General features: G+C 72.0%; 23 protein-coding genes. 8 read left to right on the forward strand and 15 right to left on the reverse strand.

Going from position 1 to position 23,531, the window contains the following annotated elements:
* Nucleotide 1 precedes the first annotated feature (1 nt).
* The 11 genes from AC30CM_RS00160 to hypF all read right to left on the reverse strand — a co-directional run bounded on the left by AC30CM_RS00160 (nucleotide 2) and on the right by hypF (nucleotide 12,240).
* Nucleotides 2–1,744 (reverse strand): hypothetical protein, encoded by a 1,743-nt coding sequence (locus tag AC30CM_RS00160; protein ID WP_490114790.1) that lies wholly within the window; start codon nucleotides 1,742–1,744, stop codon nucleotides 2–4.
* 28 nt (nucleotides 1,745–1,772) lie between these two features.
* Nucleotides 1,773–2,525: a methyltransferase domain-containing protein gene (locus AC30CM_RS00165; protein ID WP_490114791.1), complete on the reverse strand. Its 753-nt coding sequence runs from the start codon at nucleotides 2,523–2,525 to the stop codon at nucleotides 1,773–1,775.
* A gap of 11 nt (nucleotides 2,526–2,536) precedes the next feature.
* Nucleotides 2,537–3,616: an ABC transporter ATP-binding protein gene (locus tag AC30CM_RS00170; protein ID WP_490114792.1), complete on the reverse strand. Its 1,080-nt coding sequence runs from the start codon at nucleotides 3,614–3,616 to the stop codon at nucleotides 2,537–2,539.
* Nucleotides 3,617–3,775: 159 nt separating this feature from the next.
* Nucleotides 3,776–4,960, reverse strand: a complete 1,185-nt coding sequence (locus AC30CM_RS00175; RefSeq protein ID WP_490114793.1) for a GGDEF domain-containing protein — start codon at nucleotides 4,958–4,960, stop codon at nucleotides 3,776–3,778.
* A gap of 9 nt (nucleotides 4,961–4,969) precedes the next feature.
* Nucleotides 4,970–6,127, reverse strand: a complete 1,158-nt coding sequence (locus AC30CM_RS00180; RefSeq protein ID WP_490114794.1) for a GGDEF domain-containing protein — start codon at nucleotides 6,125–6,127, stop codon at nucleotides 4,970–4,972.
* 111 nt (nucleotides 6,128–6,238) lie between these two features.
* Nucleotides 6,239–6,628, reverse strand: coding sequence for a 50S ribosomal protein L7/L12 (gene rplL / locus AC30CM_RS00185; RefSeq protein WP_163733537.1), 390 nt, complete (start codon nucleotides 6,626–6,628; stop codon nucleotides 6,239–6,241).
* Nucleotides 6,629–6,670: 42 nt separating this feature from the next.
* Nucleotides 6,671–7,210 carry a 50S ribosomal protein L10 gene (gene rplJ, locus AC30CM_RS00190; protein ID WP_490114795.1) on the reverse strand — a complete coding sequence of 180 codons (540 nt, stop codon included), beginning with the start codon at nucleotides 7,208–7,210 and terminating at the stop codon, nucleotides 6,671–6,673.
* Nucleotides 7,211–7,489: 279 nt separating this feature from the next.
* Nucleotides 7,490–8,578 (reverse strand): hydrogenase expression/formation protein HypE, encoded by a 1,089-nt coding sequence (gene hypE, locus AC30CM_RS00195; RefSeq protein WP_490114796.1) that lies wholly within the window; start codon nucleotides 8,576–8,578, stop codon nucleotides 7,490–7,492.
* A complete protein-coding gene (gene hypD / locus AC30CM_RS00200) occupies nucleotides 8,571–9,674 on the reverse strand; it encodes a hydrogenase formation protein HypD (protein ID WP_490114797.1) in 1,104 nt (367 codons plus the stop codon). The genes hypE and hypD overlap by 8 nt, the downstream gene beginning before the upstream one ends.
* A complete protein-coding gene (locus tag AC30CM_RS00205) occupies nucleotides 9,671–9,943 on the reverse strand; it encodes a HypC/HybG/HupF family hydrogenase formation chaperone (protein ID WP_490114798.1) in 273 nt (90 codons plus the stop codon). Before AC30CM_RS00205 ends, hypD begins: the two co-directional genes overlap by 4 nt.
* On the reverse strand, nucleotides 9,916–12,240 hold the full coding sequence (gene hypF / locus AC30CM_RS00210; protein ID WP_490114799.1) for a carbamoyltransferase HypF: 2,325 nt from the start codon (nucleotides 12,238–12,240) through the stop codon (nucleotides 9,916–9,918). Before hypF ends, AC30CM_RS00205 begins: the two co-directional genes overlap by 28 nt.
* Before the next feature lie 174 nt (nucleotides 12,241–12,414).
* Here hypF and AC30CM_RS00215 point away from each other — a divergent pair, with 174 nt between their 5' ends.
* Together AC30CM_RS00215 and hypB are read left to right on the forward strand one after the other, a co-directional pair.
* Nucleotides 12,415–12,750 (forward strand): hydrogenase maturation nickel metallochaperone HypA, encoded by a 336-nt coding sequence (locus AC30CM_RS00215; RefSeq protein ID WP_490114800.1) that lies wholly within the window; start codon nucleotides 12,415–12,417, stop codon nucleotides 12,748–12,750.
* Nucleotides 12,750–13,514: a hydrogenase nickel incorporation protein HypB gene (hypB, locus tag AC30CM_RS00220; protein ID WP_490114801.1), complete on the forward strand. Its 765-nt coding sequence runs from the start codon at nucleotides 12,750–12,752 to the stop codon at nucleotides 13,512–13,514. Before AC30CM_RS00215 ends, hypB begins: the two co-directional genes overlap by 1 nt.
* Here the strand turns inward: hypB and AC30CM_RS00225 are convergent.
* Both AC30CM_RS00225 and AC30CM_RS00230 read right to left on the reverse strand, forming a co-directional pair.
* Nucleotides 13,511–14,044: a hydrogenase maturation protease gene (locus AC30CM_RS00225; RefSeq protein ID WP_490114802.1), complete on the reverse strand. Its 534-nt coding sequence runs from the start codon at nucleotides 14,042–14,044 to the stop codon at nucleotides 13,511–13,513. The genes hypB and AC30CM_RS00225 overlap by 4 nt on opposite strands.
* A complete protein-coding gene (locus AC30CM_RS00230) occupies nucleotides 14,041–14,985 on the reverse strand; it encodes an ROK family protein (protein ID WP_490114803.1) in 945 nt (314 codons plus the stop codon). The genes AC30CM_RS00225 and AC30CM_RS00230 overlap by 4 nt, the downstream gene beginning before the upstream one ends.
* A 158-nt stretch (nucleotides 14,986–15,143) precedes the next feature.
* On the opposite strand from AC30CM_RS00230, the gene AC30CM_RS00235 reads away from it, so the two are divergent.
* A complete protein-coding gene (locus AC30CM_RS00235; RefSeq protein WP_490114804.1) occupies nucleotides 15,144–15,287 on the forward strand; it encodes a hypothetical protein in 144 nt (47 codons plus the stop codon).
* A gap of 2 nt (nucleotides 15,288–15,289) precedes the next feature.
* Here the strand turns inward: AC30CM_RS00235 and AC30CM_RS00240 are convergent, their stop codons facing one another.
* Entirely contained in the window at nucleotides 15,290–16,243 is a 954-nt protein-coding gene (locus AC30CM_RS00240) for a helix-turn-helix transcriptional regulator (RefSeq protein ID WP_490114805.1), read from the reverse strand.
* A 61-nt stretch (nucleotides 16,244–16,304) separates the two neighbouring features.
* On the opposite strand from AC30CM_RS00240, the gene AC30CM_RS00245 reads away from it, so the two are divergent.
* Nucleotides 16,305–16,922 (forward strand): DinB family protein, encoded by a 618-nt coding sequence (locus tag AC30CM_RS00245; protein ID WP_490114806.1) that lies wholly within the window; start codon nucleotides 16,305–16,307, stop codon nucleotides 16,920–16,922.
* Nucleotide 16,923: 1 nt separating this feature from the next.
* On the forward strand, nucleotides 16,924–17,523 hold the full coding sequence (locus tag AC30CM_RS00250) for a DinB family protein (protein WP_490114807.1): 600 nt from the start codon (nucleotides 16,924–16,926) through the stop codon (nucleotides 17,521–17,523).
* Here AC30CM_RS00250 and AC30CM_RS00255 read toward each other — a convergent pair.
* Nucleotides 17,520–18,125 (reverse strand): TetR/AcrR family transcriptional regulator, encoded by a 606-nt coding sequence (locus AC30CM_RS00255; protein WP_490114808.1) that lies wholly within the window; start codon nucleotides 18,123–18,125, stop codon nucleotides 17,520–17,522. The two genes, AC30CM_RS00250 and AC30CM_RS00255, sit on opposite strands and share 4 nt — an antisense overlap.
* 94 nt (nucleotides 18,126–18,219) lie before the next feature.
* Between AC30CM_RS00255 and AC30CM_RS00260 the strand changes: the two genes are divergently transcribed.
* Genes AC30CM_RS00260 through AC30CM_RS00270 form a run of 3 tightly spaced genes read left to right on the forward strand, consistent with a single transcriptional unit; the run spans nucleotide 18,220 to nucleotide 23,495 of the window.
* Nucleotides 18,220–19,233, forward strand: coding sequence for an oxygenase MpaB family protein (locus AC30CM_RS00260; RefSeq protein ID WP_490114809.1), 1,014 nt, complete (start codon nucleotides 18,220–18,222; stop codon nucleotides 19,231–19,233).
* Nucleotides 19,234–19,285: 52 nt separating this feature from the next.
* Entirely contained in the window at nucleotides 19,286–20,662 is a 1,377-nt protein-coding gene (locus AC30CM_RS00265; protein ID WP_490114810.1) for an ABC1 kinase family protein, read from the forward strand.
* A 13-nt stretch (nucleotides 20,663–20,675) separates the two neighbouring features.
* The gene (locus AC30CM_RS00270; RefSeq protein WP_490114811.1) at nucleotides 20,676–23,495 is read left to right on the forward strand and encodes an FAD-binding and (Fe-S)-binding domain-containing protein; all 2,820 of its coding nucleotides are present in this window, start codon (nucleotides 20,676–20,678) and stop codon (nucleotides 23,493–23,495) included.
* The last annotated feature ends 36 nt before the right edge of the window (nucleotides 23,496–23,531 follow it).

Below are 23,531 nucleotides of genomic sequence, written 5' to 3' on the forward strand. Positions count from 1 at the left end.
CTCAGACGGCGACCATTCCCACGGCCGCCGGCACCTGGCTTCCCAGGGCGACGCCCGTCGCCGGGCCCGCGGCCGTGGGAATGGTCAGCGTCTGGCCGGGGGTGCCGTAGACGCCGTTGCTGGTGCCGTCGATCGCGTCGTTGATCCACCCCGTGGCGATGTCCTGCACGGCCGCGACGTTCTGCGGCAGGGAGAAACCGCACGCAAGTTGGGCCAGGAAGTCGCTGCTGGCCCCCTCGGCGTCGACGTGGGAGCCGCCGTCGAGGCGGACGCCGACGAACTCGCCAGGCCGTGCGGCCTCCAGCTGGGTGACGCCGATGCCGTTGGCGTTCCAGGCGTAGGGGCGCGCCGCGATCTGGTACACCTTGCGGTAATCGGCCCCGTCGAGCTTGGCCAACGCCGCGGTGAGCGCGTCACCGGACGGGACGCCGTCGAGCATGACGACCATCAGCAGGTCGGACACCGCGCCGTTGTCGACGGTGTACCCGGCGGCGGCCGCGGCCAGCCCGCCGCCCGCCGAGTGCCCCGACAGCACGAACTTGGTGGGCAGCGCGCCGCCGGTCCAGCCCGCCGCCGCGGCGCTCGCGGTCAACGCCTCGCGGTCCCCGACGAACAGGTTCGCCACCGCCTGCTGCATGGGCTGCCCGCTGATCCAGCAGCCGCCGGTGGCGAACGGGTTGGACGTCAGCGTGGGCGTGACGACGACGCTGTTGGTCTGCTGCGCCATCTGCACGGCCATCGCCGACATCGCGCTGTTGGAGCGCAGGAACCCGTGTGACAGGAACACGACGCTGCGGGGCGGGTCGGCCTGGTTGGGGAAGTACCAGCGCGCGTCGACGGACTGCCCGCACCCGCAGCCGATGTCGAGCGTCGACCGGCCGACGGTGACGGTGCTGCCCGGCGGGATGACGGGGGCCTTCTCGAGCAGCTTGAGCGGCGCGGTGACGAGGTTGAACAGGATGGTGCCGACGATGTTCAGCAGCGTGGGCTGCGGCGGCGCGGTGGCCGTCGTGACCGGCTTGACCACGGGCTTGGCCCCGAGCTTGGTGACGGGCTCGGCGGCGACCGGGTCGAGGGCGGCGGCCTGTGCGGCGGCGGGCTCGGTCGCGGCGGGTTCCGTCGCGGCGGGTTCGGTCGCGGTCTCGGGGGTGGGCGTGGCCTGGTGTGCGGGCGACGCGGTCGGCTCGCGCGACGTGACCGGCGCGGTGTCGGCCACCGGCGATGCGGCGGTGTTGGTCTGCGGCGTCACGGTCGGCTTGGCGACCGGCTTGGACGTCGGCTTGGCGACCGGCTTGGACGTCGGCTGGGCGACCGGATTCGCCGCTGGCTCGGCAGCGGGCTCGGAGTTCGGATCGGGCTCCGACGGGGTGGCGGCAGGCTCGGTATCGGGCTCGGTATCGGGCGCGGTATTGGGAGCGGTGGCAGGCTTGGTGCGGGGCTTGAGATCCGGTGTGGCGGCCGGCTTGCCCCTGGTCGTGCCCTTGGCGGCGCCCGTGGCGCCCGCGGCGCCGGGGGCGCTGGTGGCCTGCGGTGAGGCGCCGGGGGACGTCGAGGTCCCCGAGGCCGCCGAACCGGTGGACGCCGAGTCACTTCTGCTGCCGGCAGTGCTGCTGCTACTGCTACTGGCGCCACTGCTGGTACTGCCCTCGCCACCGGCGGTCTCCGCGGTCGCGACGCCCTGGCCGACGAACAACGTCAGGCACAGCAGCGTGCCCAGCACGAACAGCCATCGCCCGATCCTCATCGCCCGAATGGTAGTCCGCGTTCGCGGCTCATCCAGCGGGTTTGCGACCACCGACGGTCTGCGATGCCGCGGTCACCTGCCGGGTGACGTGCTCCAGGCCGGCGGCGCGCAACGCCATGGTGACCTCATGGACGTCGAACACCCGCAGCGGCGCCAGCCCCGATGCGGCGACGGTGAGTCGCCGCAGGTGTGCGGGCCCCCGCGCGCACGTCGTCAACACCGCGATGCGGCCGCCCGGCTTGAGCACCCGCACCATCTCCTCGAGGGCGCCGAACGGATCGTCCATGAGGTACAGCGCGCCATAGCAGCTGACGGCGTCGAAGGTGCCGGACGCGAACGGCAGGTCGACGGCGTCGGCGCGGACGTAGGCCAGCGGGCGGTGCGCCGGGGTGTCCCGGACGGCCTGCTCCAGCATGGTGGCCGAGCTGTCCGCGCCCACCACCAGGCCGTCATCACCGACGTCCTCGACGATCGACCGGCTGGTGTTGCCCGGGCCGCACGCCAGGTCGAGCACCACGTCGCCGGGACCGACGTCGAGCAGCCGTCGCTTGAGACGGTCCTCCTCGGCGGCGTTGCGCATCGTGAACGCGAAGAACGCCAGCGGCCGCCACAGGCTCTCGTAGACGGCAGGCAGCAGCCGCGAGCCCATCAGCCGTTGCGCGGTGGTCTGCGGAACGCGTTCGGCGCCCAGCACGTCGAGGTAGCCGTCGACGGTCGTCGCCGGGCGGTCGAGCATTTCGCGCACGCGGGCGTACGCCGCCGAGTCGATGACGTCGGCCACGACCGTGCGCGTCAGCTCTCGCGCTGCACCGGGATGGACGCGGTGGGCGCCTCGTCCTCGGTGTGGTGCGCCACGGTCGACTCACCGTCGTATTCGCGCGCGGGGTACTTGTTGGTGCCCTCGAGGTCGTCGCGGATGGCTTCTTGAGCGGCCGGCGGCAGCGTGTGCATGATCTCGCGCACCCGTGCCTGCCGACGCGCGACGGCCTTGCGCTCGGGCATGCCCGGGGTGGCCGACACCTGCGGCGGCACGCCCTCGATCTCCTCCACGCCGCCGTCGTGGTGACCGGCGTCGATGAGCGCCTGCTCCTCGGCCATCGTCGACTCGTCCTTCTCCTCGGACATGCCGATGGGCCCGATGCGGCGACCGTTGAGGAACTGCTTGACCACGGGCTCGTCCGAGGTGAGCAGCACCTCGCGCGGGCCGAACATCACCAGGTGCTTGCGGAACAGCATGCCCATGTTGTCGGGCACGGTGCGCGCGATGTTGATGTTGTGCGTGACGATCAGGATGGTGCAGTCGATCTGGGCGTTGATGTCGATCAACAACTGCGACAGGTAGGCCGTACGCACCGGATCCAGACCGGAGTCGGGCTCGTCGCAGAGGATGATCTGCGGGTCCAGCACCAGCGAGCGGGCCAGCCCGGCGCGCTTGCGCATACCGCCGGAGATCTCACCGGGGAACTTCGTCTCGTCGCCGGCCAGACCCACCAGGTCCAGCTTCTCCATCACGATCTGACGGATCTCGGATTCCTTCTTCTTCGTGTGCTCACGAAGCGGGAACGCCGTGTTGTCGTAGAGGTTCATCGACCCGAACAGGGCGCCGTCCTGGAACATCACGCCGAACAGCGTGCGGATCTCGTAGAGCTCCTTGGCCGAGCACTCGATGATGTTCGTGCCGTCGACGATGATCTTGCCGCGCTCCGGACGCAACAACCCGATCAGCGACTTCAGGAACACCGACTTACCGGTACCCGAGGGGCCCAGCAGCACGCTGACCTCGCCTGCGGGCAAATCGAAGGTGACGTCCTCCCAGATTCGCTGAGATCCGAACGACTTCGTCAAACCCTCGACCTGAATGCCGATGCCCACGCCTGATCCTTCCGGTCCGAACACCCCGCCCACCAGCCAACACGCCTGTGGTTTGAGTCACTGTAGCGCACCGCACGAGAGCCCACGCCCAATGTCCGGGCACCCCTTCGGACGCTTGCGGCGACCTCGCCGCGGTCGGCCGCCGTCAGACGGGGGCGCTCACGATCGATTTCGCGGGTGCGACGAGTGGGCCTTGCGGGCGTACATCAGGGCGTCCACCCGGGACATCACGTCGGCGACGGAGCCGTCGCCCGGGGTCGCCGCGGTGACGCCCATGCTGATGGTGATCGGCGCGGGCTGGGCCCACGGCGACAGCGCGTCGCCAATGCGGCCGCGGATGCGTTCGGCGATGGCCGCCGAGTCGGCGTCGTCGGTGTCCACCAGGCCGACGCAGAACTCGTCGCCGCCGAGGCGCGCGGCGAAGTCGTCCACCTGGATCTCCTGGCGCAGCACGGCGGCGACGGCCACCAAAACATCGTCGCCGACGGCGTGCCCGAAGCGGTCGTTGACGGCCTTGAACCGGTCGACGTCGAACAGCAGGACGCACAGTCGACCGGCACCGGTCCGCACCCGTTGCAGTTCGGTTGCCATCCGGGCATCGAAGCTGCGCCGGTTCAGCAGCGCGGTCAGCGGATCCGACTGGGCGAGGGCCTCCAGTTGCCGCTGCAGCCCCCGCAACTCGCTGACGTCGCGTGCCGAGTCCAACACGGTGCGCACCGCCCCGTCGGCACCGAATTCCGGCAGTGCCCGCACCAGGTAGTGGCGGCGGCCGTCGGCGGCGGGGAATTCGAACTCCTGCTCGACCTGTTCGCCGGTCTCGAAGACGGTGCGGTACATGGTCTGCCACGTTCGGCACAGGTCGGCGGGCATGCCCAGCTCGACGTGGTCCTTGCCGATCAGATCGGACGCCAGCATCGGTGCCGTGGCCAGCTCCACCGCGGGGTTGACGTAGAGGTGTCGGTATCGGCGGTCGTGCCGGGACACGACGTCGGGAAGTTTCTGCACCACCTCGTAGAACACGTCGTCGCGCAGCTGCTCGGCGGTGGGGACGCGCACCAGCACCAGATGCGTTCCGACGTCGGCGGGCACGGGGACGGCCACGCAGTTCCACCGGTCGTCGGGTTCGCGGGCACACACCACGGCACCGCCGGCGGATTCGGTCAGAGCCGCGTTCAGCAGCGCGCGCAGCTGCGACTCATCAACGGCCGCATCGGGTTTCGCCACCACGGACGCGAACGCCGGTGTGCGGCGCGTGATCACGACACCGGCGTCGGTGCGCTGACAGAGGAAGGCGGCCACTCCGGCCAGTCGCAGGCCGTCCAGCCACTGCTCCCCCAGCGCCATGCGCGCACTCTACCGAGCGCGCCGCTTGGCCTCGTACATCAGTGCGTCGACGCGGGCCAGCAGCGTCGCCACGTCGTCGGTGGCCTCGGCGTGCGCGACGCCGACGCTGACCACCACCGACAACCGCGAGTCGCTTTCGGCATCGCCGAAGTCGATGGCACCGATGCGCCGCCGCAGGCGTGCTTCGACGGTACGGACGGCGGGTGGGTCGGCATCTACCAGCGCGACGCAGAACTCGTCCCCGCCGAGGCGCGCGGCGACGTCGTGGGGTCCCGTCTCGTCCAGCAGCACGTCCGCGATGCCCGCAAGCACCCGATCACCCACCACGTGGCCCAAGCCGTCGTTGATCTCCTTGAACGCGTCGACGTCGAGCAGCAGCACGGTCAGCGTCGCCGCACCCGACCGCACCCGCTGCAGTCGCCCGTCGAGGAAATCGAGGAGGCTGCGGCGATTCGCCAGGCCCGTTAGGGGATCGGTGTGGGCGAGGTGTTCGAGTTGCCGCTGCAGCCGCTTGATCTCGGTGATGTCCCGCACGATGGACAGCACGGTCGCCACCTGCCCGTCGTGGTCGAACTCAGGCACCGCCTCGCCGACGTAGTGCCGCGCGCCGAGCGCCCCGGAGTACGAGAATTCCCTGACCACGCGCTTCCCGGTGGCGAACACCTGCTCGTAGACGTCCTCGAAGACGTCAGCGAGTTCTCGGGGCGCCCCGGCCTCCGTGTGCGTCTTGCCCACGCGGAACTCCGGCGACTTTCCGGTGCTGGTCTCGATCGCCGGGTTGACGTAGACGAAGCGATACTCGCGATCGTGGCGGGTGACGACGTCGGGCAGGTTCTCCACGATCGAGAAGAACGTGTCGTGGTGCTCGTCGAAGCTCTCGGGGACGCGCAGCATCGCGATGCACGCGTCGACGTCGCCTGCGGGTTGCAGCACGCACTTCCACCGCGACGCGAGTGAGATCAGCACCGGTTCGGCGCAGACGGGCCAGGCGGAGCCGACGCGCCACAGCAGCGTGGGCTCGTCGAAGTGGTCGGTGACGCCATACATGACGCGCAGGAACTCAGGCGTTCGGGTGACCGCGTGGGCACCCGCGGACGTGCGCCGGCAGAGCACTGCGGGCACGCCGGCAAGCGCCAGCGCGTCGAGCATCCGCTCCGGGGTCACCATGGCGGTGAAGTGTAGGGCGCGAGCCGGTGCGGGGCGAACGTCCCCGGCAACGGCGAAACCGCCCGGAATCAGACGATTCCGGGCGGTTCCGTCGACGACGTGGCGTCGGAATTACTTGACGGTCACCGAAGCGCCGGCGGCCTCGAGCTTGGCCTTGGCGTCGTCGGCGGCCTCCTTGTTGACCTTCTCGAGCAGCGGCTTGGGGGCGCTGTCGACGAGGTCCTTGGCCTCCTTGAGGCCCAGGCCGGAGACGATCTCGCGGACGACCTTGATGACGCCGATCTTCTTGTCGCCGGCACCCTCGAGGATGACGTCGAACTCCGACTGCTCCTCGGCGGCCTCGGCGGGGGCACCACCGGCGGGGCCGGCGGCCGCGACGGCGACCGGGGCGGCGGCGGTGACGTCGAAGGTCTCCTCGAACTGCTTCACGAACTCCGAGAGCTCGAGCAGGGTCATTTCCTTGAACGCGTCGAGCAATTCGTCGGTGGACAGCTTGGCCATGTGAATGGTCCTTTCTTACGGTGTGGAGCTAGGGGTGGGTGTTCAGGCAGCGGGCTCGGAGGAACCCTCTGCGGCCTTCTTGTCTTGCAGAGCTGCGGCAAGGCGCGCGACCTGGGACGCGGGAGCTGCGAACAGCGCAGCGGCCTGGGACTGCTTTGCCTTGAGGGCGCCGGCCAGCTTGGACAGCAGCACCTCACGCGATTCGAGGTCGGCGATGCGCTCGACCTCGGCGACGGTCAGCGCGCGACCGTCCATGTAGCCGCCCTTGACGATCAGCGCCTTGTTGTCCTTGGCGAACTTCTTGATCGCCTTGGCGGCGTCGACCGGCTCGCCCTCGATGAACGCGATGGCGGTGGGGCCGGCGAAGAGCTCGTCGAGCCCCTCGATGCCGGCTTCTTCCGCGGCACGCTTCACCAGGGTGTTCTTGGCGACGGTGTAGGTCGTCGACGAACCCAGCGACCTACGCAGCTCGGCAAGGTTGGCCACCGACAGACCGCGGTACTCGGTGACGACGGTGGCCGTCGCCTCCTTGAACTTCTCGGCGATGTCGGCGACCGCGGTGGCCTTGTCAGCCTTGGCCATGCTTGCCTCCTCGTGATGGTTGGACGTCCACCAACCGACGGGAGTGAAGGGACCGACATACGACGAACGCCCCGACGCAGACAGGTCGGGGCGCATGGGTGCCGCTCGAACGGCGGCTGCTACCTCGTCCTCCTGCGTGGGCCGCCCGGCAGTGCCGGGACCTTCGACCGATCCGCGCGAGCGTGAACCGGTGACCGACGGTCTTCGGTGGAACCGGGCAAGGATAGCCCGGCACGGGCCCGCGCTCCAAACCGGCGCCTGGCGGTGACGTCGCTGCGGTCAGCAGATTCGCGGCAGCTGCTCCCCGAGTTCGCGGTCGATCACGCGGGCCGTGCCGAACGCGGTTCGCCCCACCACCATCCCGGGATGCCCGTCGACGACCCGCCCGATGCGGGCGGCGCGGGCGCCGTCGGGCCGCGCCCGCATCACGGCGAGCAGGGCGTCGGCGTGCGTGGGGTCGACGAACGCGATGAGCTTGCCCTCGTTGGCGACCTGCAGCGGGTCGAGGCCCAGGAACGAGCACGCCGACGCGACCGCGTCGGGTACCGGGATCGCGGCGTCCTCGACGTCGATGCCGACGCCCGCGGTCGTGGCGATCTCGACGAGTGACGCCGCCACGCCACCGCGCGTCGGGTCGCGCAGCGCGCGCACCGCCGGTGCCGCGACGGCCAGCATGGCGGCCACCAGGTGATGCAGCGGTGCGGTGTCGGACACGACGGGGGTGCCGAAGTCGATGCCCTCGCGCACGCTGGTGATGGCGACGCCGTGTTCGCCGACGTTGCCGGAGATCAGCACCGCGTCGCCGGGACGCACCCGCTCGGGGCCGATGTCCACGCCCGCGGGGACGACGCCCACGCCCGCGGTGGTGACGAACAGCCGGTCGGCACCGCCGCGCTGCACCACCTTCGTGTCGCCGGCGACGATGCGCACTCCGGCGGCGGCGGCAGCGGCGCCCATGGCCTGGGCGACGGCATCGAGCACGTCGAGTTCGAGGCCCTCCTCGAGGATGAACCCTGCCGTGAGCGCCACCGGTACGGCGCCGCTGCACGCCAGGTCGTTGATGGTGCCGTTGACCGCGAGGTCCCCGATCGTGCCGCCGGGGAAGAACAGCGGCTGGACCACGTAGGAGTCGGTGGTGACCGCGATGCGACCGCCGGGAACCGGCAGGACGGCCGAGTCGCGCGCCGAACTGCAGCCGAATGCGGGGACGAAGAGGTTGTCGATCAGTTCCGCCGAGAGCACGCCGCCACCGCCGTGGCCCAGCACGATGCGCGCGGTGTCGCGCAGCGGTGCCGGGCACACCCACGCGGTGGGGTCGGGGGCGGCGGGATCGAGGACGGGTTCGACGGCGGCGGGGTCGTCACCCATGGGCGGGCGCTCCCAGCCTGCGGAACTGGTAGTACGCGGCGCACGCGCCCTCGGTCGACACCATGGTGGCGCCCAGCGGCGTGCGCGGCGTGCAGGCGGTGCCGAACGCGGCGCACTCGTGCGGTTTCAGCAGACCCTGCAGCACCTCACCGGACCGGCACCGCGTGGACTCCTGCACCCGCAGCCGGTCGACGCCGAAGGTGACCTCCGCGTCGAAGCGGGCGTATCGCGGGGCCAGTGCCCAGCCGGAGTCGGGGATCGTCCCGATGCCGCGCCACTGCCGATCGGTCACCGTGAACACCTCGCGCAGCGTCTGCCGTGCGACGACGTTGCCCTCCGCGTTCACCGCCCGCGGGTAGGCGTTGCGCAGCGCTGCCTCGCCGGCTTCCAGCAGCCCGACGAGTTGGCGGACGCCTTCGAGGAGGTCGAGCGGTTCGAACCCGGTCACCACGATCGGGACGCCGAATTGGTCGACCAGCCGCCGGTATTGGCCGGTGCCCATCACCGAGCAGACGTGTCCTGCGGCCAGGAATCCTCGTACCCGGTTGCCCGGTGCCCGCCGGATGGCGGTCATGGCGGGCGGTACCAGCACGTGCGACGCCAGTAGGGAGAAGTTGGTGAGCCCGAGTCGCTGCGCATGCAGCACCGCCATGGCATTGGCGGGCGCGGTGGTCTCGAACCCGACGCCGAAGAACACCACCGACCGGTCGGGGTTGTCGGCCGCGACCCGGGTGGCGTCCAGGGGCGAGTAGACGATGCGCACGTCACCGCCGCGGGCCCGCACGCCGTACAGGTCGGTGCTGCTGCCGGGGACGCGCAGCATGTCCCCGAACGAGCAGAAGACGACGTCGTCGCGTGCCGCGATCTGCAGCGCCCGGTCGATCATCTCCAACGGTGTCACGCAGACCGGGCAGCCGGGGCCGTGGATGAATTCGACGACGTCGGCCAGCAGTTGGTCGATGCCGTTGCGGATGATCGAATGTGTCTGTCCCCCACAGACTTCCATGATCGTCCAACGCCGCGTCGCGGTGCGCCTGATCTCCTCGACGAGGGCGCGGGCGGCCGTCGGTTCGCGGAACTCGTCGAGGTATCTCATGGCGTCGGCACCCCGCCCTGGTCCGCGTCCCCGAGTTCGGCCTCGAGCATGCCGAGGTCGGCGAACATCCGCAGCGTCTCGTGGGCCGACGTCTCGTCGAGCCGGGTGATCGCGAAACCCGCGTGCACGATCGTCCACTCCCCCACCCGGACGTCGGGAAGGTAGGCGAGGCAGACCGTCTTCGTGGTGCCGCCGAAGTCGACGGTGCACATCCGCGTGCCCACGTCGTCCCACGTCTGCGTCACCCTGCCGGGGATGCCGAGACACATCGGCGGCTCCCTTCGCCCTCGGCCGCCAGGCGAGCGGCGGCGATCACCGCCTGGCCCACCGCCAGGCCGCCGTCGTTGCACGGCAGGACGCGGTGGGTCAGCACGTCGAAACCGTTCTGCTGCAATCCGTTCCGCACACCGGCGGTCAGCAGTTCGTTGGCGAACACGCCACCGGTGAGACCGATGGTCGACATGCGCGTCGCACGCGCGGCGGCGGTCGCCGCCGTCACCGTCGCCTCGATCACGGCGTGGTGGAACGTGGCGGCGAGGTCGGCCACCGGCGTGCCTGACCGCAGTCCGTCGACGAGGCCGGACAGCAGCGGCCCGGGATGGAGTACACCTGCGCGCACCGGGAGGGTCGCGGTTGCCGGCGTGCCGGTGCGTGCCACGTGCTCGAGTTCGATCGCGGCCTGCCCCTCGTAGGTGACCTCCTGGCAGACGTCGAGGAGGCTGGCGACGGCGTCGAACAGCCTGCCCATGCTGGTGGTCGGCACGCAGCGCAGTCCACGCGGGATCTGCTGGGCCAGGACGCGCAACCCGTGGCGGCCCACCGCGGCGACGGGGGCGGGCGCGAGATCCCACGCGATGCCGGTCCGGTAGAGCAGGTCGAGCGCGATCCGGGCAGGCCGCCGCGTCGCATGGTCACCGCCGGGCAGCGCGAACGGGGCGAGGTGACCCACCCGGATGCACCGGTCGGTGTCGGGCACGGCCAACAGCTCACCGCCCCAGATGGTCGCGTCGGCGCCGTATCCCGCGCCGTCGTAGGCGACGGCCAGCAGCGGCGTGCCGATCCGGCCGTGGTCGGCGAGCAACGTCACGGCATGGGCGTGGTGGTGCTGCACGGGCACCGACCGCAGCCCGCGACGCCGGGCCCAGGCGGTGGTCGCGTAGCCGGGGTGGGCGTCGCACGCGATCACCTCGGCGCGACGGTCGGTCAGGTGCGCCAGGTGTTCCAGCGCGTGGTCGAAGGCGGCCTGGGTCCGCGGATCGGCCATGTCGCCGAGGTGGGCCGACAGGTGGGCGTGGCCGTCGGAGCTCAACAGGGCGAGCGTCGTTTTGACGTCGCCGCCGGTCGCGAGGATCACGGGCCCGTCGGCACGGGGCACCGCGACGGGCAGCGGCGCGTAGCCGCGTGAGCGTCGCACCGGCCGGATGCCGGCCGGGGTGACGCTGCACACCGAGTCCTCGCACGGCACGTGGATGGGGCGGTCGTGGCTCAGCACGCCGTCGACGACGTCGTCGATCCACGACAGGTCGTCGTCGCGGTGGACGATGGGCGACCCCCCGGCGTTGGCCGACGTGAGCACCAGCGGCATTCGGCCCAGCCGGTCGAACAGCAGGTGGTGCACCGGCGAGTAGGCCAGCAGCACGCCCAGGTCGAGCAGCCGCGGCGCGACGCCGGCGGCCACCCCCCGCCCGGTCCGTGGCGCCAGCACGATCGGCGCGGCGGGCGAGGTCAGTGCCGCCGCCGCGGCGTCGGTCACCTCGACCACGGCTCGCGCGGCGTCGAGGTCGGCGACCATCACGGCAAAGGGCTTGGCGGGCCGGCCTTTTCGCCGACGGAGCCGGTCGACCGCGACGGCGTCGTCGGCGCGGCAGGCCAGGTGGTAACCGCCGATGCCCTTCACGGCCACCACGCCTCCGGCTCGTAGGGCACCGACGGCGCACGCCATGGGGTCGCGGGTGTCCCCCGGCCCGCGCCAGCTCAGCCGGGGGCCGCAGTCGGGGCACGCGATGGTCTGGGCGTGCCAGCGCCGGTTCGTGGGATCGGTGTACTCGGCGGTGCACGCCGCGCACATCGGGAAGCCGGCCATGGTGGTCCCGGGCCGGTCGTAGGGCAGCGCCGTGATCACGGTGAAGCGCGGTCCGCAGTTGGTGCACGTGATGAACGGGTGCCCGAACCGGCGGTCGGCGGGGTCGCGGAGCTCGCGCAGGCAGTCCGCGCAGGTCGCCACGTCCGGGGGGACGAGGGTGCGCGCCGTCGTCACCGACCGGCTCTCGCCGATGCGGAAGCCGCCGACATCGCCGGGTATCGGTTCCACGACGGCGATCTGGACGTCGTCGACGCGGGCCAACGGCGGTCCGTCGTCGCGGATCGCGGCGACGGCGGCGGCCACCGCCGCCTCGGCGCCCTGCATCTCACACCGGACGGCGCCGGCGTCGTTGTACACGAAGCCGGTCACGCCGTGGCGGGCCGCGATGCGCGCGACGGTGGGCCGGAAGCCGACGCCCTGGACGACCCCGGTGATGTCGAGCCGGATCCGCACCGCCTCGACGGCGTCTCGATCGCCCGTCATGGACCCCCCGAGCAGCAACGGCCCACCGTGTCCTCGGAGCTGCCGGCACGGTCGGGTGGGATCAGGGTAGTGCGGTCGTCGCGCCGCGACAACGACTGTTGCACAGGGAAATTCCGGTCGGTCCCGCCGTGCGATCCCGATACCCGCGCCGCGCCCGTGCGGCAGCATGGATGCGTGCACGAGCTGTCGTTGTGCCGGGCGATCGCGAGGGCGGTGCGGCCCCACGCGGCCGGGCGTCGCGTCGAGGTGGTGCGCGTCCGGGTGGGGGCACTGCGCCAGGTGGTCCCGGAATCCCTGCAGTTCTGCTGGTCGGTCGTCCGCGAGTACGAGGGTCTCCCCGACGCGGCACTCGAGACGGAGCTGGTGCCGGCCGAGGTGCGCTGCGCCGCGTGCGGGCGCCGCGGCGAGATCGCGTCCCGGTGGGCGGTGCGCTGCCCGCACTGCGCCGGCGCCGACGTCGAGGTGCTGCGCGGCGACGAGTTCCTGGTGACGACACTGGATCTCGCCTGATGGGCACCGTCCACCGCCACGACGACGGACACGACGGCGGGCACGACGGCGGGCACGGTTTCGACGGTTACGCGACGGGCTCCGTCCGGCTCGAGATCCTGCAGTCGGTCTTCGCCGAGAACGACGCGCGGGCGAGCGCCAACCGGGCGGCGTTCGCCGCGCACGGGGTACGCGCACTGAACCTGATGGGATCACCGGGGTCGGGCAAGACCGCGGTCTTGGCGGCCACCCTCGACGCGCTCGCCGGCGAGCGGGCCATCGGCATCGTCGAAGGGGACATCGCCACGGACCTGGATGCGGCCGCGCTGTCCGGTCGTGGCGCCGCGGTCTCGCTGATCAACACCGGCGACGGGTTCGGCGGCGAATGCCACCTGGACGCGCCGATGGTCGCTCGCGCGCTGCGGGGCCTGCGGCTGTCGACGCTCGATCTGGTGATCGTGGAGAACGTGGGAAACCTGGTGTGCCCGGCCGAGTTCGACGTCGGCGAGCACGCCAAGGCCATGGTGTACTCGGTGACCGAGGGCGAGGACAAGCCGTTCAAGTACCCGGTGATGTTCCGCGCCGTCGACCTGGTGTTGCTCAACAAGGTCGACCTGGCGCCGCATCTCGACGCCGACGTCGACCGCTACGTCGCCCACGTGCGCGCGGTGAACCCCACCGCGACCATCCTGCCGGTGAGCGCGCGCACCGGTGCGGGCATGGCCGCCTGGTTCGCCTGGCTGCGTGACTTCTGCCCCGCCGGTTGGGGCGCGGGGAATCGCTAGCCGCCCGCGGGGAACCCAGCGGGCCCGGGCTGGGGCCGCCGCAGCGGCGCCACGAACCGCGCCTCGATGACGTCGACGACCCGCTCCATCGCCGCCCGCACCGGCGCGGACAGCTCGGCGCCGAGGTCGACACCGGCGATCTCGACGAGGAAGACGATGACGTCGGTCGGACAGTCGTCACCGAGCGCCCAGCGCGCGAACGCCAGGGCGTGGTCCCACCGCATCGAGTGTGAGTGCAGGCCCCGCAGCGGCGTGCGCTCGGCGAGTTCGGCACCGGTCATCTCGACGACGGTGCCGGGCGCGGCGCCCGTCGCCGCGGCGTCGACGATCACGACGCGACCGGCCCCCTCGAGGTGGAACGCGACGTCCATCCCCGCGGTCGCACCGTCGACCAATCGCACGCCCTCGGGTACGTCTGTTTCCGAGAGGTGCCGCACCACGAGCGATCCCACGCCGTCGTCGCCGCGCAGCACGTTGCCGTACCCGACGATCAGCACCTCGGGGTGCGCGGCGCCCGCCTCACCGGTCACGGGTCGGTCCGGGCGGTCGGCGTCGGACGTGTCGGGCCCGCGCCGACGACGAGGGCGGCCGCCCCCACCAGGCCCGCGTCGCCACCGAGTGCGGCAGGGACCACGCGCAGGTCGTGCAGGAACGTCAGTCCGGCGTGGCGGCGCAGCGCCTCCCGGACGGGACCGAACAGCAACTCGCCGGCCTGGGCCACGCCCCCGCCGACGACCACGAGGTCCAGGTCGCACGTCGCAGCGACCCCCGCGATCATGGAGGCCACCGCGGCGGCGCCCCGGTGGTAGGCGCGGACGGCGACGGCGACGCCGCGGCGGGCGTCGTTGGCCAGGACCTTGGCGTCGGCGTCCGGTGGCGCCGACCAGCCGTGCTCGCGCGCCCAGCGCACCAGGTGCGGCCCTGCGGCGACGGTCTCGACGCAGCCGCGGCCACCGCAGGTGCACGGGTGGCCGTCGGGTTCGACGACGACGTGGCCGACGTGCCCGGCGTTGCCGGTGCGCCCGTGGAACGGCGCGCCGTCGAGTACGAGGCCGCCGCCGATGCCGGTGGACACGACCATGCCGAGCAGGAAGTCGGCGCCGCGGCCGGCGCCCCGCCAGTGTTCCCCCAGCGCCATGCAGAGCCCGTCACCGCCGAGCCGGACGGGGCGGTCGACGATGCCGCCGACCCGTTCCACGAGGGGAAAACGCTGCCACTGGGGGATGTTGATGGGGCTGACGGTGCCCGAGGGGAGGTCGATGGGTCCCGCCGAGGAGATGCCGGTCCCCGTCACGGCCGCGCCTGTGTGGCTCAGGGCGTCGCGGAGCAGGGCGTCGGCGACCGTCCACACGGCCTCGGCGGTGCCCGTAGGCGTGGGCCGCTGGTCGCGGTGGACCAGCGTGCCGTCGTCGGCGACCAGGCCGACGGCGATCTTGGTCCCGCCGACGTCGAGGGCGAGCGTCAGGGTCATCGGGCGTGTCCACCTCCGTGGGAGTGCGAGACCACGAGCGTCGCACACCGTCGCCGCGACGGTTGGCTGCCGTTGGGCGACAATTCATTCGGCCGACAGTGTGCGCACCCCCGCGCCCGCGTGCCGGACGCCGCGAAATCTGTCACAGTGGAATCACCGTGAACACCGCCCACGCCGCATCTCGCCCCGCGCCCAAGCGCCGCGACGCCCTGTCGCTGGGCTTCGAGGCGCACCGTGGTCTGTTGCTGCTGCGCCTGCGATGGCACGACGCCGCGGCGAACCGCCGCAAGTCGCGGCGCTGACGTCAGCCCGCCGCACGGCGCAGCCGGTCTGCGACGGCCGCGACGGCGGCGATCACCTCGGGCGGTTCCAGGACCTCGAAGTCGACGCCGGGCATGGCGAGCCACGGCACCATGCGTTCGGGGTCGCCGGCGCCCGCGGTGACGATGCACGCGTCGGGTCCGTCGGGATGCACCTCGACGGAGGCGGCGCTGAACACCCGCTCGATGGCCTCGGCGCTGGCGTGGTAGCGCACGCGGGCCACGTGCGGGTAGGGCGACGAGGTGATGGACCGGCGCACGTAGGCCGCGGCGTCGGGGGCCTCGCGGGGCGCGAAGGTGGTGCCCACCGCGGTCACGTCCGACATCCGGTCCAGGCGCAGGCTGCGCCAGTCGGCGCGGTCGCGGTCGTAGGCCAGCAGGTACCACCGCCGTCCGGTCGTCACCAGCTGGTGCGGTTCGAGGCGGCGGGTGGTGCGGTTGCCGCGCATGTCGACGTAACCGCACGTGACGTGTTCGCGGTCGCGACCGGCGCGCGCCAGCGTCATCAACACGTCGGGTTCGACGAGTTCACCGGGTGTTCCCGAGGTCAGGGTGACGGTGGCGTCGTGTAGCGCCGAGACCTGGGATCGCAGCCGTGCCGGCAGCACCTGGTCGAGCTTGGACAGGGCGCGCACGGCCGATTCGGCGATGCCCGCGACGCTGCCGCCCGCGGCGACGCGCAGGCACACGGCCATGGCGACGGCCTCGTCGGGGTCGAGCAGCAGGGGCGGCAGCGCGGCCCCGGCGCCCAGTTGGTAGCCGCCGCCGTGGCCTCTGCTCGCCAGCACGGGGTAGCCGAGGTCGCGGAGGCGGTCGACGTCGCGGCGGACGCAGCGGCCGGTGACGCCGAGGCGTTCGGCGAGTTCCTCTCCCGACCAGACGCGGCGGGACTGCAGCAGCCCGAGCAACTGCAGGACGCGGGCGGTGGTCTCGGCCATGCGTCCAGTGTCGCGCATTCTTAGGACCGAAACAGTCCTAAACCGGTGCGAGGCTGACGACATGCGAAACGACACGGCACTGCGATTGGCGGATCAACTCGAGTTCCACTGGCACGGTCAGCTGCGACCGCGGTTGGAGGGGCTGACCGACGCCGAGTACTTCTGGGAACCCGTCCCGGGGTGCTGGACGGTGCACCCGCCCACCGGGGCCGCGGGCACGGCGACCGTCGACTTCACGCACCCGACTCCTGATCCGGCGCCGCTGACCACCATCGCGTGGCGGTTGGCGCACGTCATCGTGGGCGTGCTGGCGGTGCGTGCGCACTCGCACTTCGGCGGACCGCCTGCGGACTACGCATCGTGGCCCTACGCCGCCGACGCCACGACCGCGCTGCGCCAGCTCGACGACGCCTACCGGTCGTGGTGCGACGGCGTGCGCACCCTCGACGACGCCGCGCTGTGGCGTCCCGTCGGCCCCGCGGAGGGACCGTGGGCCGAGCACCCGATGGCCGACCTGGTGCTGCACGTCAACCGCGAGGTGATCCACCACGGCGCCGAGATCGCGCTGCTGCGCGACCTGTACCTGCACACGCGCCCCGATTCCCACCCCACCAGCCACCCCGATTCCCACCCCACCACCCACCCCGATTCCCACCCCACCACCCACGAGGAGCACTGACATGCCCGCCATGCCCCCACCCGTCGCCGACGAGCGCGCCGGCCTCAAGGCCTACCTCGCCGCCCAGCAGTACGCGTTCCACGCCATCGTCTTCGGGCTCACCGACGAGCAGGCGCGCGCGACGCCGTCGGTCAGCGCGCTGTCGCTCGGCGGACTGATCAAGCACGTGACGGTCTGCCAGCGCGGCTGGATGCAGCGCGTGGCCGCCGCTCCCGAACTCACCGCGAGCGACCGGCGCCCCATGGCCGAGCAGAGCGCCGACTACGGCGACGAGTTCGTCCTGCGCGACGACGAGACGCTCGCCGACGTGCTCGCCGCATTCGACGCCCAGAACGCCGAGACCATGCGCCTCATCGACGAGGCCGATCTCGGGGCGCCGGTGCCGGTGCCTCCCGGCGTCCCGTGGTTCCCGAAGGACGTGTCGGCGTGGTCGGTGCGCTGGGTGATCCTGCACCTGATCGAGGAACTGGCGCGGCACGCGGGCCAGGGCGACGTGATCCGCGAGAGCATCGACGGCGCCACGCTCTACGAGTTGCTCGCCGGCCTCGAGGACTGGGAACCCACCCCGTGGTTGACGCCGTGGGGCAAGCAGCCCGTCTAGTCGCGGTCCCCCGCGATCCGGTGCATGGCGCGGTCGACGACCACCTCCAGGTCGTCGCCGAGCCGTCCGGACAGCCACTGGCGGACCAGCTCGGTCATGGCGCCCGTGTACATGGCCGCGCCGACGCGGGTGGCCACGGGGTCGGCGTCGGGATGCCGCCGCTCGTCCTCGTCGACGACCAGTTGGAACAGCACCTCCTGGGTGGCGTGCCTGCGGTCGGCCAGGATGGGGTTGCCGGGTGCGCCGGTGAACAGCAGCCGCCCTCGGCGCGGGTCGGCCGAGCTGTACCCGAGCACCGCCGCCATGCCGGCCCGGGTCTTGGCGCGCCGGCTGCCGTCGGTGGCGGCGACGGCAGCCGCCACGGCCTCGCCGAGCCCGACGACGGTGCGGTCGTAGGCCGCGCCGAGCAGTTCGTCGACGTCGCGAAAGCTCTCGTAGAAGTACCGCGTGTTCAACCCGCAGGCGCGGCACACCGAGCGTACCGAGACCGTGCCCTCGCCGCCCTCGCCGAAGAGGGTGAACGCGGCGTCGACCAGCAACGCGCGCCGTTCCGTGCGGCGATCGCACAGCGGCACGCCCGCCCACCTCGTCGGCGTCGTCATGGGCTCAGCGTACGGGCTCGCGCAAATTCTGGATACGGCCGTGTCCAGATTGGGGTAGCGTGGCGGTCACCGTCGCCGACACGAGGGGTCCGCCATGTTCCCAGCCGTCTGGAAGTTGCCGCTGCAGTTCGTCGGGCAGCCCGTCCAGCGCGTCTTCGACGAGAACGTGCGCCAGCACTACTTCCGTGGCATGCAGTTCGCCGAACCCGAAGGCGATCCGGGGTGGTTCGGACCGGGCAGCGCCGTGTGGCACGTGCACTCCCACCTGCCCGCGCTGATCTTCGGGCTGCAGTGCGCGGCGTACCTGGAGCGCCTCGACCCGTCGATCTACTGGATGGGCGTGCACCACTCCCGGCTCGTCCAGCGCTCCGAGGAATCTGCGCCAGACCCTGCGATGCCGCCGCGGATCGACCCGGAGGGCCTGCTGGTGCGCCTCGGACACTCGATCGCGTTCTTCATCGGCACCGCCTACGGCTCGACGGCCACCGCCGAGCGGCTCGCCACCACCGTGCGCGCCATGCACCACACGATCAAGGGCGTCCGCCCCGACGGCGCGGTCTACGACGCCGAGGATCCGGCGTGGTTGCGCTGGAACTACGCCACGGTCGTGTGGGGGCTGGCGACGGCGCACGAGATGTATCACCCGAATCCGTTGCGCGGCAAGAAACTCGACCGCTACTACGGCGAGTTCGTGCGCGTCGGCCATGCGCTGGGCGGCACCGACCTGCCCCACACCAAGGCCGAGACGCACGACTGCCTCAAGTCCTACCTGCCCAAGCTGGCGCTGACGCACGGCGCCGCGATGGCCACCGGCAGCCATCTCCCGCTGCCGCAGAACGCCGTCGACTGGGCCATCCGCGACACGCTGCCCACGTGGGCCATGCAACTGGTGGGCCACCGCAGCCCCAACGTCGTGGAACGCACGACGCGGCGCGCGGCGGTGTGGACCACCATCAACGGGCTGCGGCTGGCCGCGGGCCCGGTGCCCGAGTTCGAGCAGGCGCAGGCCCGGGTCGCGGGAGGGGTCGACCCGGACCTGGCGCCGCACACCGTGCCCGGGGCGCTGACCGGCGCGGATCGCGCGGCAGCCGGGGTCCCGTTCGCGTGAGGCGACCGCCCGCGAGTTTTGGCCCCGACCGACGTTTTGAGACACTGCACACATGAGTACTACGCGGAAGCCGCAGCACCGCGCGGTCAATCGGCTCGAGCGCGTGCCCCTGCCCATCGAGGCTGCCAGGGTCGGAGCCACCGGATGGCAACTCACCAGGACCGGCGCGCGCGTCGTCGCCTCCCTCACCGGACGCGGTTCGCTGCAACAGAAGGTCGTCAAGCAGATCCCCCAGGCGTTCTCCGACCTGGGCCCCACGTACGTCAAGCTGGGCCAGATCATCGCCTCCAGTCCGGGAGCCTTCGGCGAACCGTTGAGCCGCGAGTTCCGCGGCCTGCTGGACCGGGTGCCCCCGGCCAAGCGCGACGACGTCCACGCGCTGCTGCGCGCCGAACTCGGCGACGATCCGGCCAATCTGTTCAAATACTTCGACGAGGAACCGTTCGCGTCGGCCTCCATCGCGCAGGTGCACTACGCCACGCTGCACACCGGCGAGGAGGTCGTGGTCAAGATCCAGCGCCCCGGCATCCGCCGCCGCGTGGCCGCCGACCTGCAGATCCTCAAGCGCGGCGCGCGCCTGGTGGAGTACGCCAAGCTGGGCCAGCGGCTGTCCGCCCGGGACGTCGTGGCCGACTTCGCCGACAACCTGGCAGAAGAACTGGACTTCCGCCTCGAAGCGCAGTCGATGGACGCGTGGGTGGCGCACATGCACGCCTCCCCGCTCGGGGAGAACATCCGGGTCGCGCAGGTCTTCTGGGACCTGACCAGCGAGCGCGTGCTGACCATGGAGCGCATCCAGGGCACCCGCATCGACGACGTGGCCACCATCCGCAGGAAGGGCTTCGACGGTGAGGCGCTGGTGAAGGCGCTGCTGTTCAGCGTCTTCGAGGGCGGCCTGCGCCACGGGCTGTTCCACGGCGACCTGCACGCCGGCAACCTCTACGTCGACGACGACGGCAAGATCGTGTTCTTCGACTTCGGCATCATGGGCCGCATCGATCCGCGGACCCGTTGGCTGCTGCGCGAACTGGTCTACGCGCTGCTGGTCAAGAAGGACCACGCCGCCGCGGGCAAGATCGTCGTGCTCATGGGGGCGGTGGGCACCGTCAAGCCCGAGGCGCAGGCGGCCAAGGACCTCGAGAAGTTCGCCACACCGCTGACCATGAAGTCGCTCGGCGACCTCAGTTACGCCGAGATCGGCAAGCAACTCTCGGCACTGGCCGACGCCTACGACGTGAAGCTGCCGCGCGAACTGGTGCTGATCGGCAAGCAGTTCCTCTACGTCGAGCGCTACATGAAGCTGCTGGCACCCTCGTGGCAGATGATGAGCGATCCGCAGCTCACCGGCTACTTCGCCAACTTCATGGTCGAGGTGTCGCGCGAACACGATCAAGGCGATCTCGACCAGGCCGCCGAGCAGGCGACCTAGGTCCCGACCCGAGGTGCCGCCCCCCACCGACGTCGTCGCCGAGCTGCGCCGCGCCGGGCTCACCGACGTCGACGACACCACGTTGACGCGTGCGCTCTACAGCACCGACGCGTCGCTGTACCGGGTGGTGCCGCAGGTCGTGGTGCGACCCCGGCACGCCGACGAGGTCATCGCCACCGTGGCGGTGGCCCGCGCGGCCGGGGTGCCGGTGACCATGCGGGGCGCGGGCACGTCGATCGCCGGCAATGCCGTCGGCACCGGCATCGTGGTCGACGTGGCGCGTCACCTGCACCGGATCGGCCACGTCGACGTCGAGGCGCGCACCGCCACCGTCGATCCCGGCGTCGTGCACGCCGCGCTGCAACGCCGGCTGGCGGGCACCGGGTTGCGGTACGGGCCCGACCCGTCGTCGCACAGTCGGTGCACCGTCGGCGGCATGATCGGCAACAACGCGTGCGGCAGCCGGGCGCTGGGTTACGGCCGCGCGGCGGACAACGTCGCCGGGCTCGACGTCGTCCTCGGTACGGGCGAGCGCCTTCGACTCACCTCTGCCACGGGGCCTTTCGTCGGATCGCCGACGCTGGACCGCGTCCGCGGACTCGTCGACGCGCGGCTGGCGACCATCCGCACGGAGTTCGGCCGCTTCGGCAGGCAGGTGTCCGGGTACTCCGCCGAGCACCTGCTGCCCGAGCGCGGTTTCGACGTGGCGCGGTTCCTGGCGGGCTCGGAGGGCACGCTCGCGGTGTCCCTGGGCGCCACGGTGCACGTGGTCGACGAGCCGGCTCACCGCCACTGCGTCGTCCTGGGGTATCCCTCGATCGCCGACGCCGCCGACGCCGTGCCGGCACTGTTGCCGCTGGGGCCGGTGGCCTGCGAGGGCCTCGGGGGGCGCATCGTCGACGTCTACCGGGCGGCGCACGGCGCGGCCGCGGTGCCGGAATACCCTGCGGGGCAGGACTTCCTGTACGTCGAGTTCGCCGGGAACGAGCCCGGTGAACTGCGGGCCGTGGCCGACCGCGCGGTCGCGACGGCCCATGCCGTCGGCCACCGGCACGTCGTCGATGCGCACGAGCAGGCGCTGCTGTGGCGCATCCGCGAGGAGGGGGCCGGGCTCGCCTCGCGCGTGTGGGACCGGCCCGCGCTGGCGGGCTGGGAGGACGCGGCGGTACCTCCAGACCGGTTGGGCGACTACCTGCGCGACTTCGGCCTGCTGCTGGAAGACCATGGCGTGCACGGAGTTCCGTACGGCCACTTCGGCGACGGCTGCGTGCACGTCCGCATCGACTTCCCGCTCGACGAGGCGGGTGGGCGCACCGTGTTCCGCCGCTTCCTCACCGACGCCGCGAAGCTGGTCGCCGGCTACGGCGGATCGATGTCCGGGGAGCACGGCGACGGCCGCGCCCGCTCGGAACTGTTGGGCCACATGTACTCCCCCGCTGCGCTGACGCTGTTCGGCGAACTCAAGGCCGCCTTCGATCCCGACGGCGTCCTCAACCCCGGGGTCCTGGTCGACCCGGTGGCCGTCGACGCGGACCTGCGCGGGACGGGTCGCGGCGCGGTGCGGGCCCCGCTGGGGCTGCGGCTGCTGGCCGACCACGGCGATCTGGGCGCGGCCGTGCACCGCTGTACCGGCGTCGGCAAGTGCGTCGGCACCCCCGGTGCCACCGGGGTGATGTGCCCGTCGTACCTCGCGACGCGTGAGGAGAAGGATTCCACGCGCGGGCGGGCCCGCGTGCTACAGGAGATGGTGGACGGCCGGTTGGTCGGCGGCGGCTTCGCGGCACCGGAGGTGCACGCCGCCCTCGATCTGTGCCTGTCCTGCAAGGGTTGCGCCAGCGACTGCCCCACGGGCGTGGACATGGCGACCTACAAGTCGGAGGTGCTGTACCAGACCTACCGGGGGCGGCGGCGTCCCCGCAGCCATTACGTGTTGGGCCGACTGCCCGCCCTCGCCCGCCTGACCGCACCGGTGGCCCGGATGGCCAACGCGGGACTACGCCTGCCCGGCGTGGTGCACCTGGCGCGTTGGGCAGCGGGGGTCGACCAGCGGCGCATCCTGCCGGCGTTCGCCACCCGCAGGTTCGGGGCGACGATGCCCGCACCGCCCGCCGAGGACCCCACGGTGGTGCTGTGGGCCGACACGTTCACCGAGTACTTCGCCACCGGGGCCGGGCGCGCGGCGGTGGCCCTGCTGGAGGACGCCGGGCACCGCGTGCGGACGCTGGCCCGCCCACGGTGCTGCGGCCTGACGTGGATCACCACGGGCCAGCTCGACACGGCGCGCACGAAGGTGTCCGAGCTGATCGACCAGCTGCACCCGTACTGCGCCGCCGGCATCCCCGTCGTCGCGCTGGAACCCTCGTGCGCGGCCGTGCTGCGCCACGACGCCGTCGACCTGGTGGCCGGCCCGCGGGCGGCCGAGGTGGCCGGCAACGTCGTCACGCTGGCGGAACTGTTGGGCCGCACCGACTCCTGGACGCCACCGGATCTGTCGGGCCTGCGCGTCGTCGTGCAGCCGCACTGCCATCACGCGTCGATGCTGGGGTTCGACGCCGACCTGGCGCTGCTCGCCCGTACCGGCGCCGAGGTCACGCGCCTGTCCGGGTGCTGTGGCCTGGCGGGCAACTTCGGGGTCGAGAAGGGCCACTACGAGGTGTCGGTGGCCGTGGCGGAGCAGCAGCTGCTGCCCGCCGTGCGCGCGGCGCCCGCGGGGACCGTCTTCCTGGCCGACGGTTTCAGCTGCCGCACCCAGCTCGCCGACCTCGCCGGGGTCACCGCGATGCACCTGGCCGAGCTGCTGGCGGGGCGCGCGGTTTGCATGGCCGAGCGCTGAGGGGTCACCATTCCAGCGGTCACCGTTCCCCGGTCA

The sequence above is a fragment of the Mycobacterium sp. DHQP2018-32-09 genome (assembly GCF_058148405.1).

What these genes read in the sequence shown, in the direction of transcription:
- AC30CM_RS00230 (WP_490114803.1), bottom strand. Translation starts at nt 14,985, where the DNA reads ATGACCCTGACGCTCGCCCTCGACGTCGGCGGGACCAAGATCGCCGTC.
- rplL (WP_163733537.1), bottom strand. Translation starts at nt 6,628, where the DNA reads ATGGCCAAGCTGTCCACCGACGAATTGCTCGACGCGTTCAAGGAAATG.
- AC30CM_RS00240 (WP_490114805.1), bottom strand. Translation starts at nt 16,243, where the DNA reads ATGGCCGAGACCACCGCCCGCGTCCTGCAGTTGCTCGGGCTGCTGCAG.
- AC30CM_RS00205 (WP_490114798.1), bottom strand. Translation starts at nt 9,943, where the DNA reads ATGTGTCTCGGCATCCCCGGCAGGGTGACGCAGACGTGGGACGACGTG.
- hypD (WP_490114797.1), bottom strand. Translation starts at nt 9,674, where the DNA reads ATGAGATACCTCGACGAGTTCCGCGAACCGACGGCCGCCCGCGCCCTC.
- AC30CM_RS00260 (WP_490114809.1), top strand. Translation starts at nt 18,220, where the DNA reads ATGTTCCCAGCCGTCTGGAAGTTGCCGCTGCAGTTCGTCGGGCAGCCC.
- AC30CM_RS00250 (WP_490114807.1), top strand. Translation starts at nt 16,924, where the DNA reads ATGCCCGCCATGCCCCCACCCGTCGCCGACGAGCGCGCCGGCCTCAAG.
- AC30CM_RS00245 (WP_490114806.1), top strand. Translation starts at nt 16,305, where the DNA reads ATGCGAAACGACACGGCACTGCGATTGGCGGATCAACTCGAGTTCCAC.
- rplJ (WP_490114795.1), bottom strand. Translation starts at nt 7,210, where the DNA reads ATGGCCAAGGCTGACAAGGCCACCGCGGTCGCCGACATCGCCGAGAAG.
- hypF (WP_490114799.1), bottom strand. Translation starts at nt 12,240, where the DNA reads ATGACGGGCGATCGAGACGCCGTCGAGGCGGTGCGGATCCGGCTCGAC.
- AC30CM_RS00180 (WP_490114794.1), bottom strand. Translation starts at nt 6,127, where the DNA reads ATGGTGACCCCGGAGCGGATGCTCGACGCGCTGGCGCTTGCCGGCGTG.
- AC30CM_RS00175 (WP_490114793.1), bottom strand. Translation starts at nt 4,960, where the DNA reads ATGGCGCTGGGGGAGCAGTGGCTGGACGGCCTGCGACTGGCCGGAGTG.
- AC30CM_RS00160 (WP_490114790.1), bottom strand. Translation starts at nt 1,744, where the DNA reads ATGAGGATCGGGCGATGGCTGTTCGTGCTGGGCACGCTGCTGTGCCTG.
- hypB (WP_490114801.1), top strand. Translation starts at nt 12,750, where the DNA reads ATGGGCACCGTCCACCGCCACGACGACGGACACGACGGCGGGCACGAC.
- AC30CM_RS00255 (WP_490114808.1), bottom strand. Translation starts at nt 18,125, where the DNA reads ATGACGACGCCGACGAGGTGGGCGGGCGTGCCGCTGTGCGATCGCCGC.
- hypE (WP_490114796.1), bottom strand. Translation starts at nt 8,578, where the DNA reads ATGGGTGACGACCCCGCCGCCGTCGAACCCGTCCTCGATCCCGCCGCC.
- AC30CM_RS00265 (WP_490114810.1), top strand. Translation starts at nt 19,286, where the DNA reads ATGAGTACTACGCGGAAGCCGCAGCACCGCGCGGTCAATCGGCTCGAG.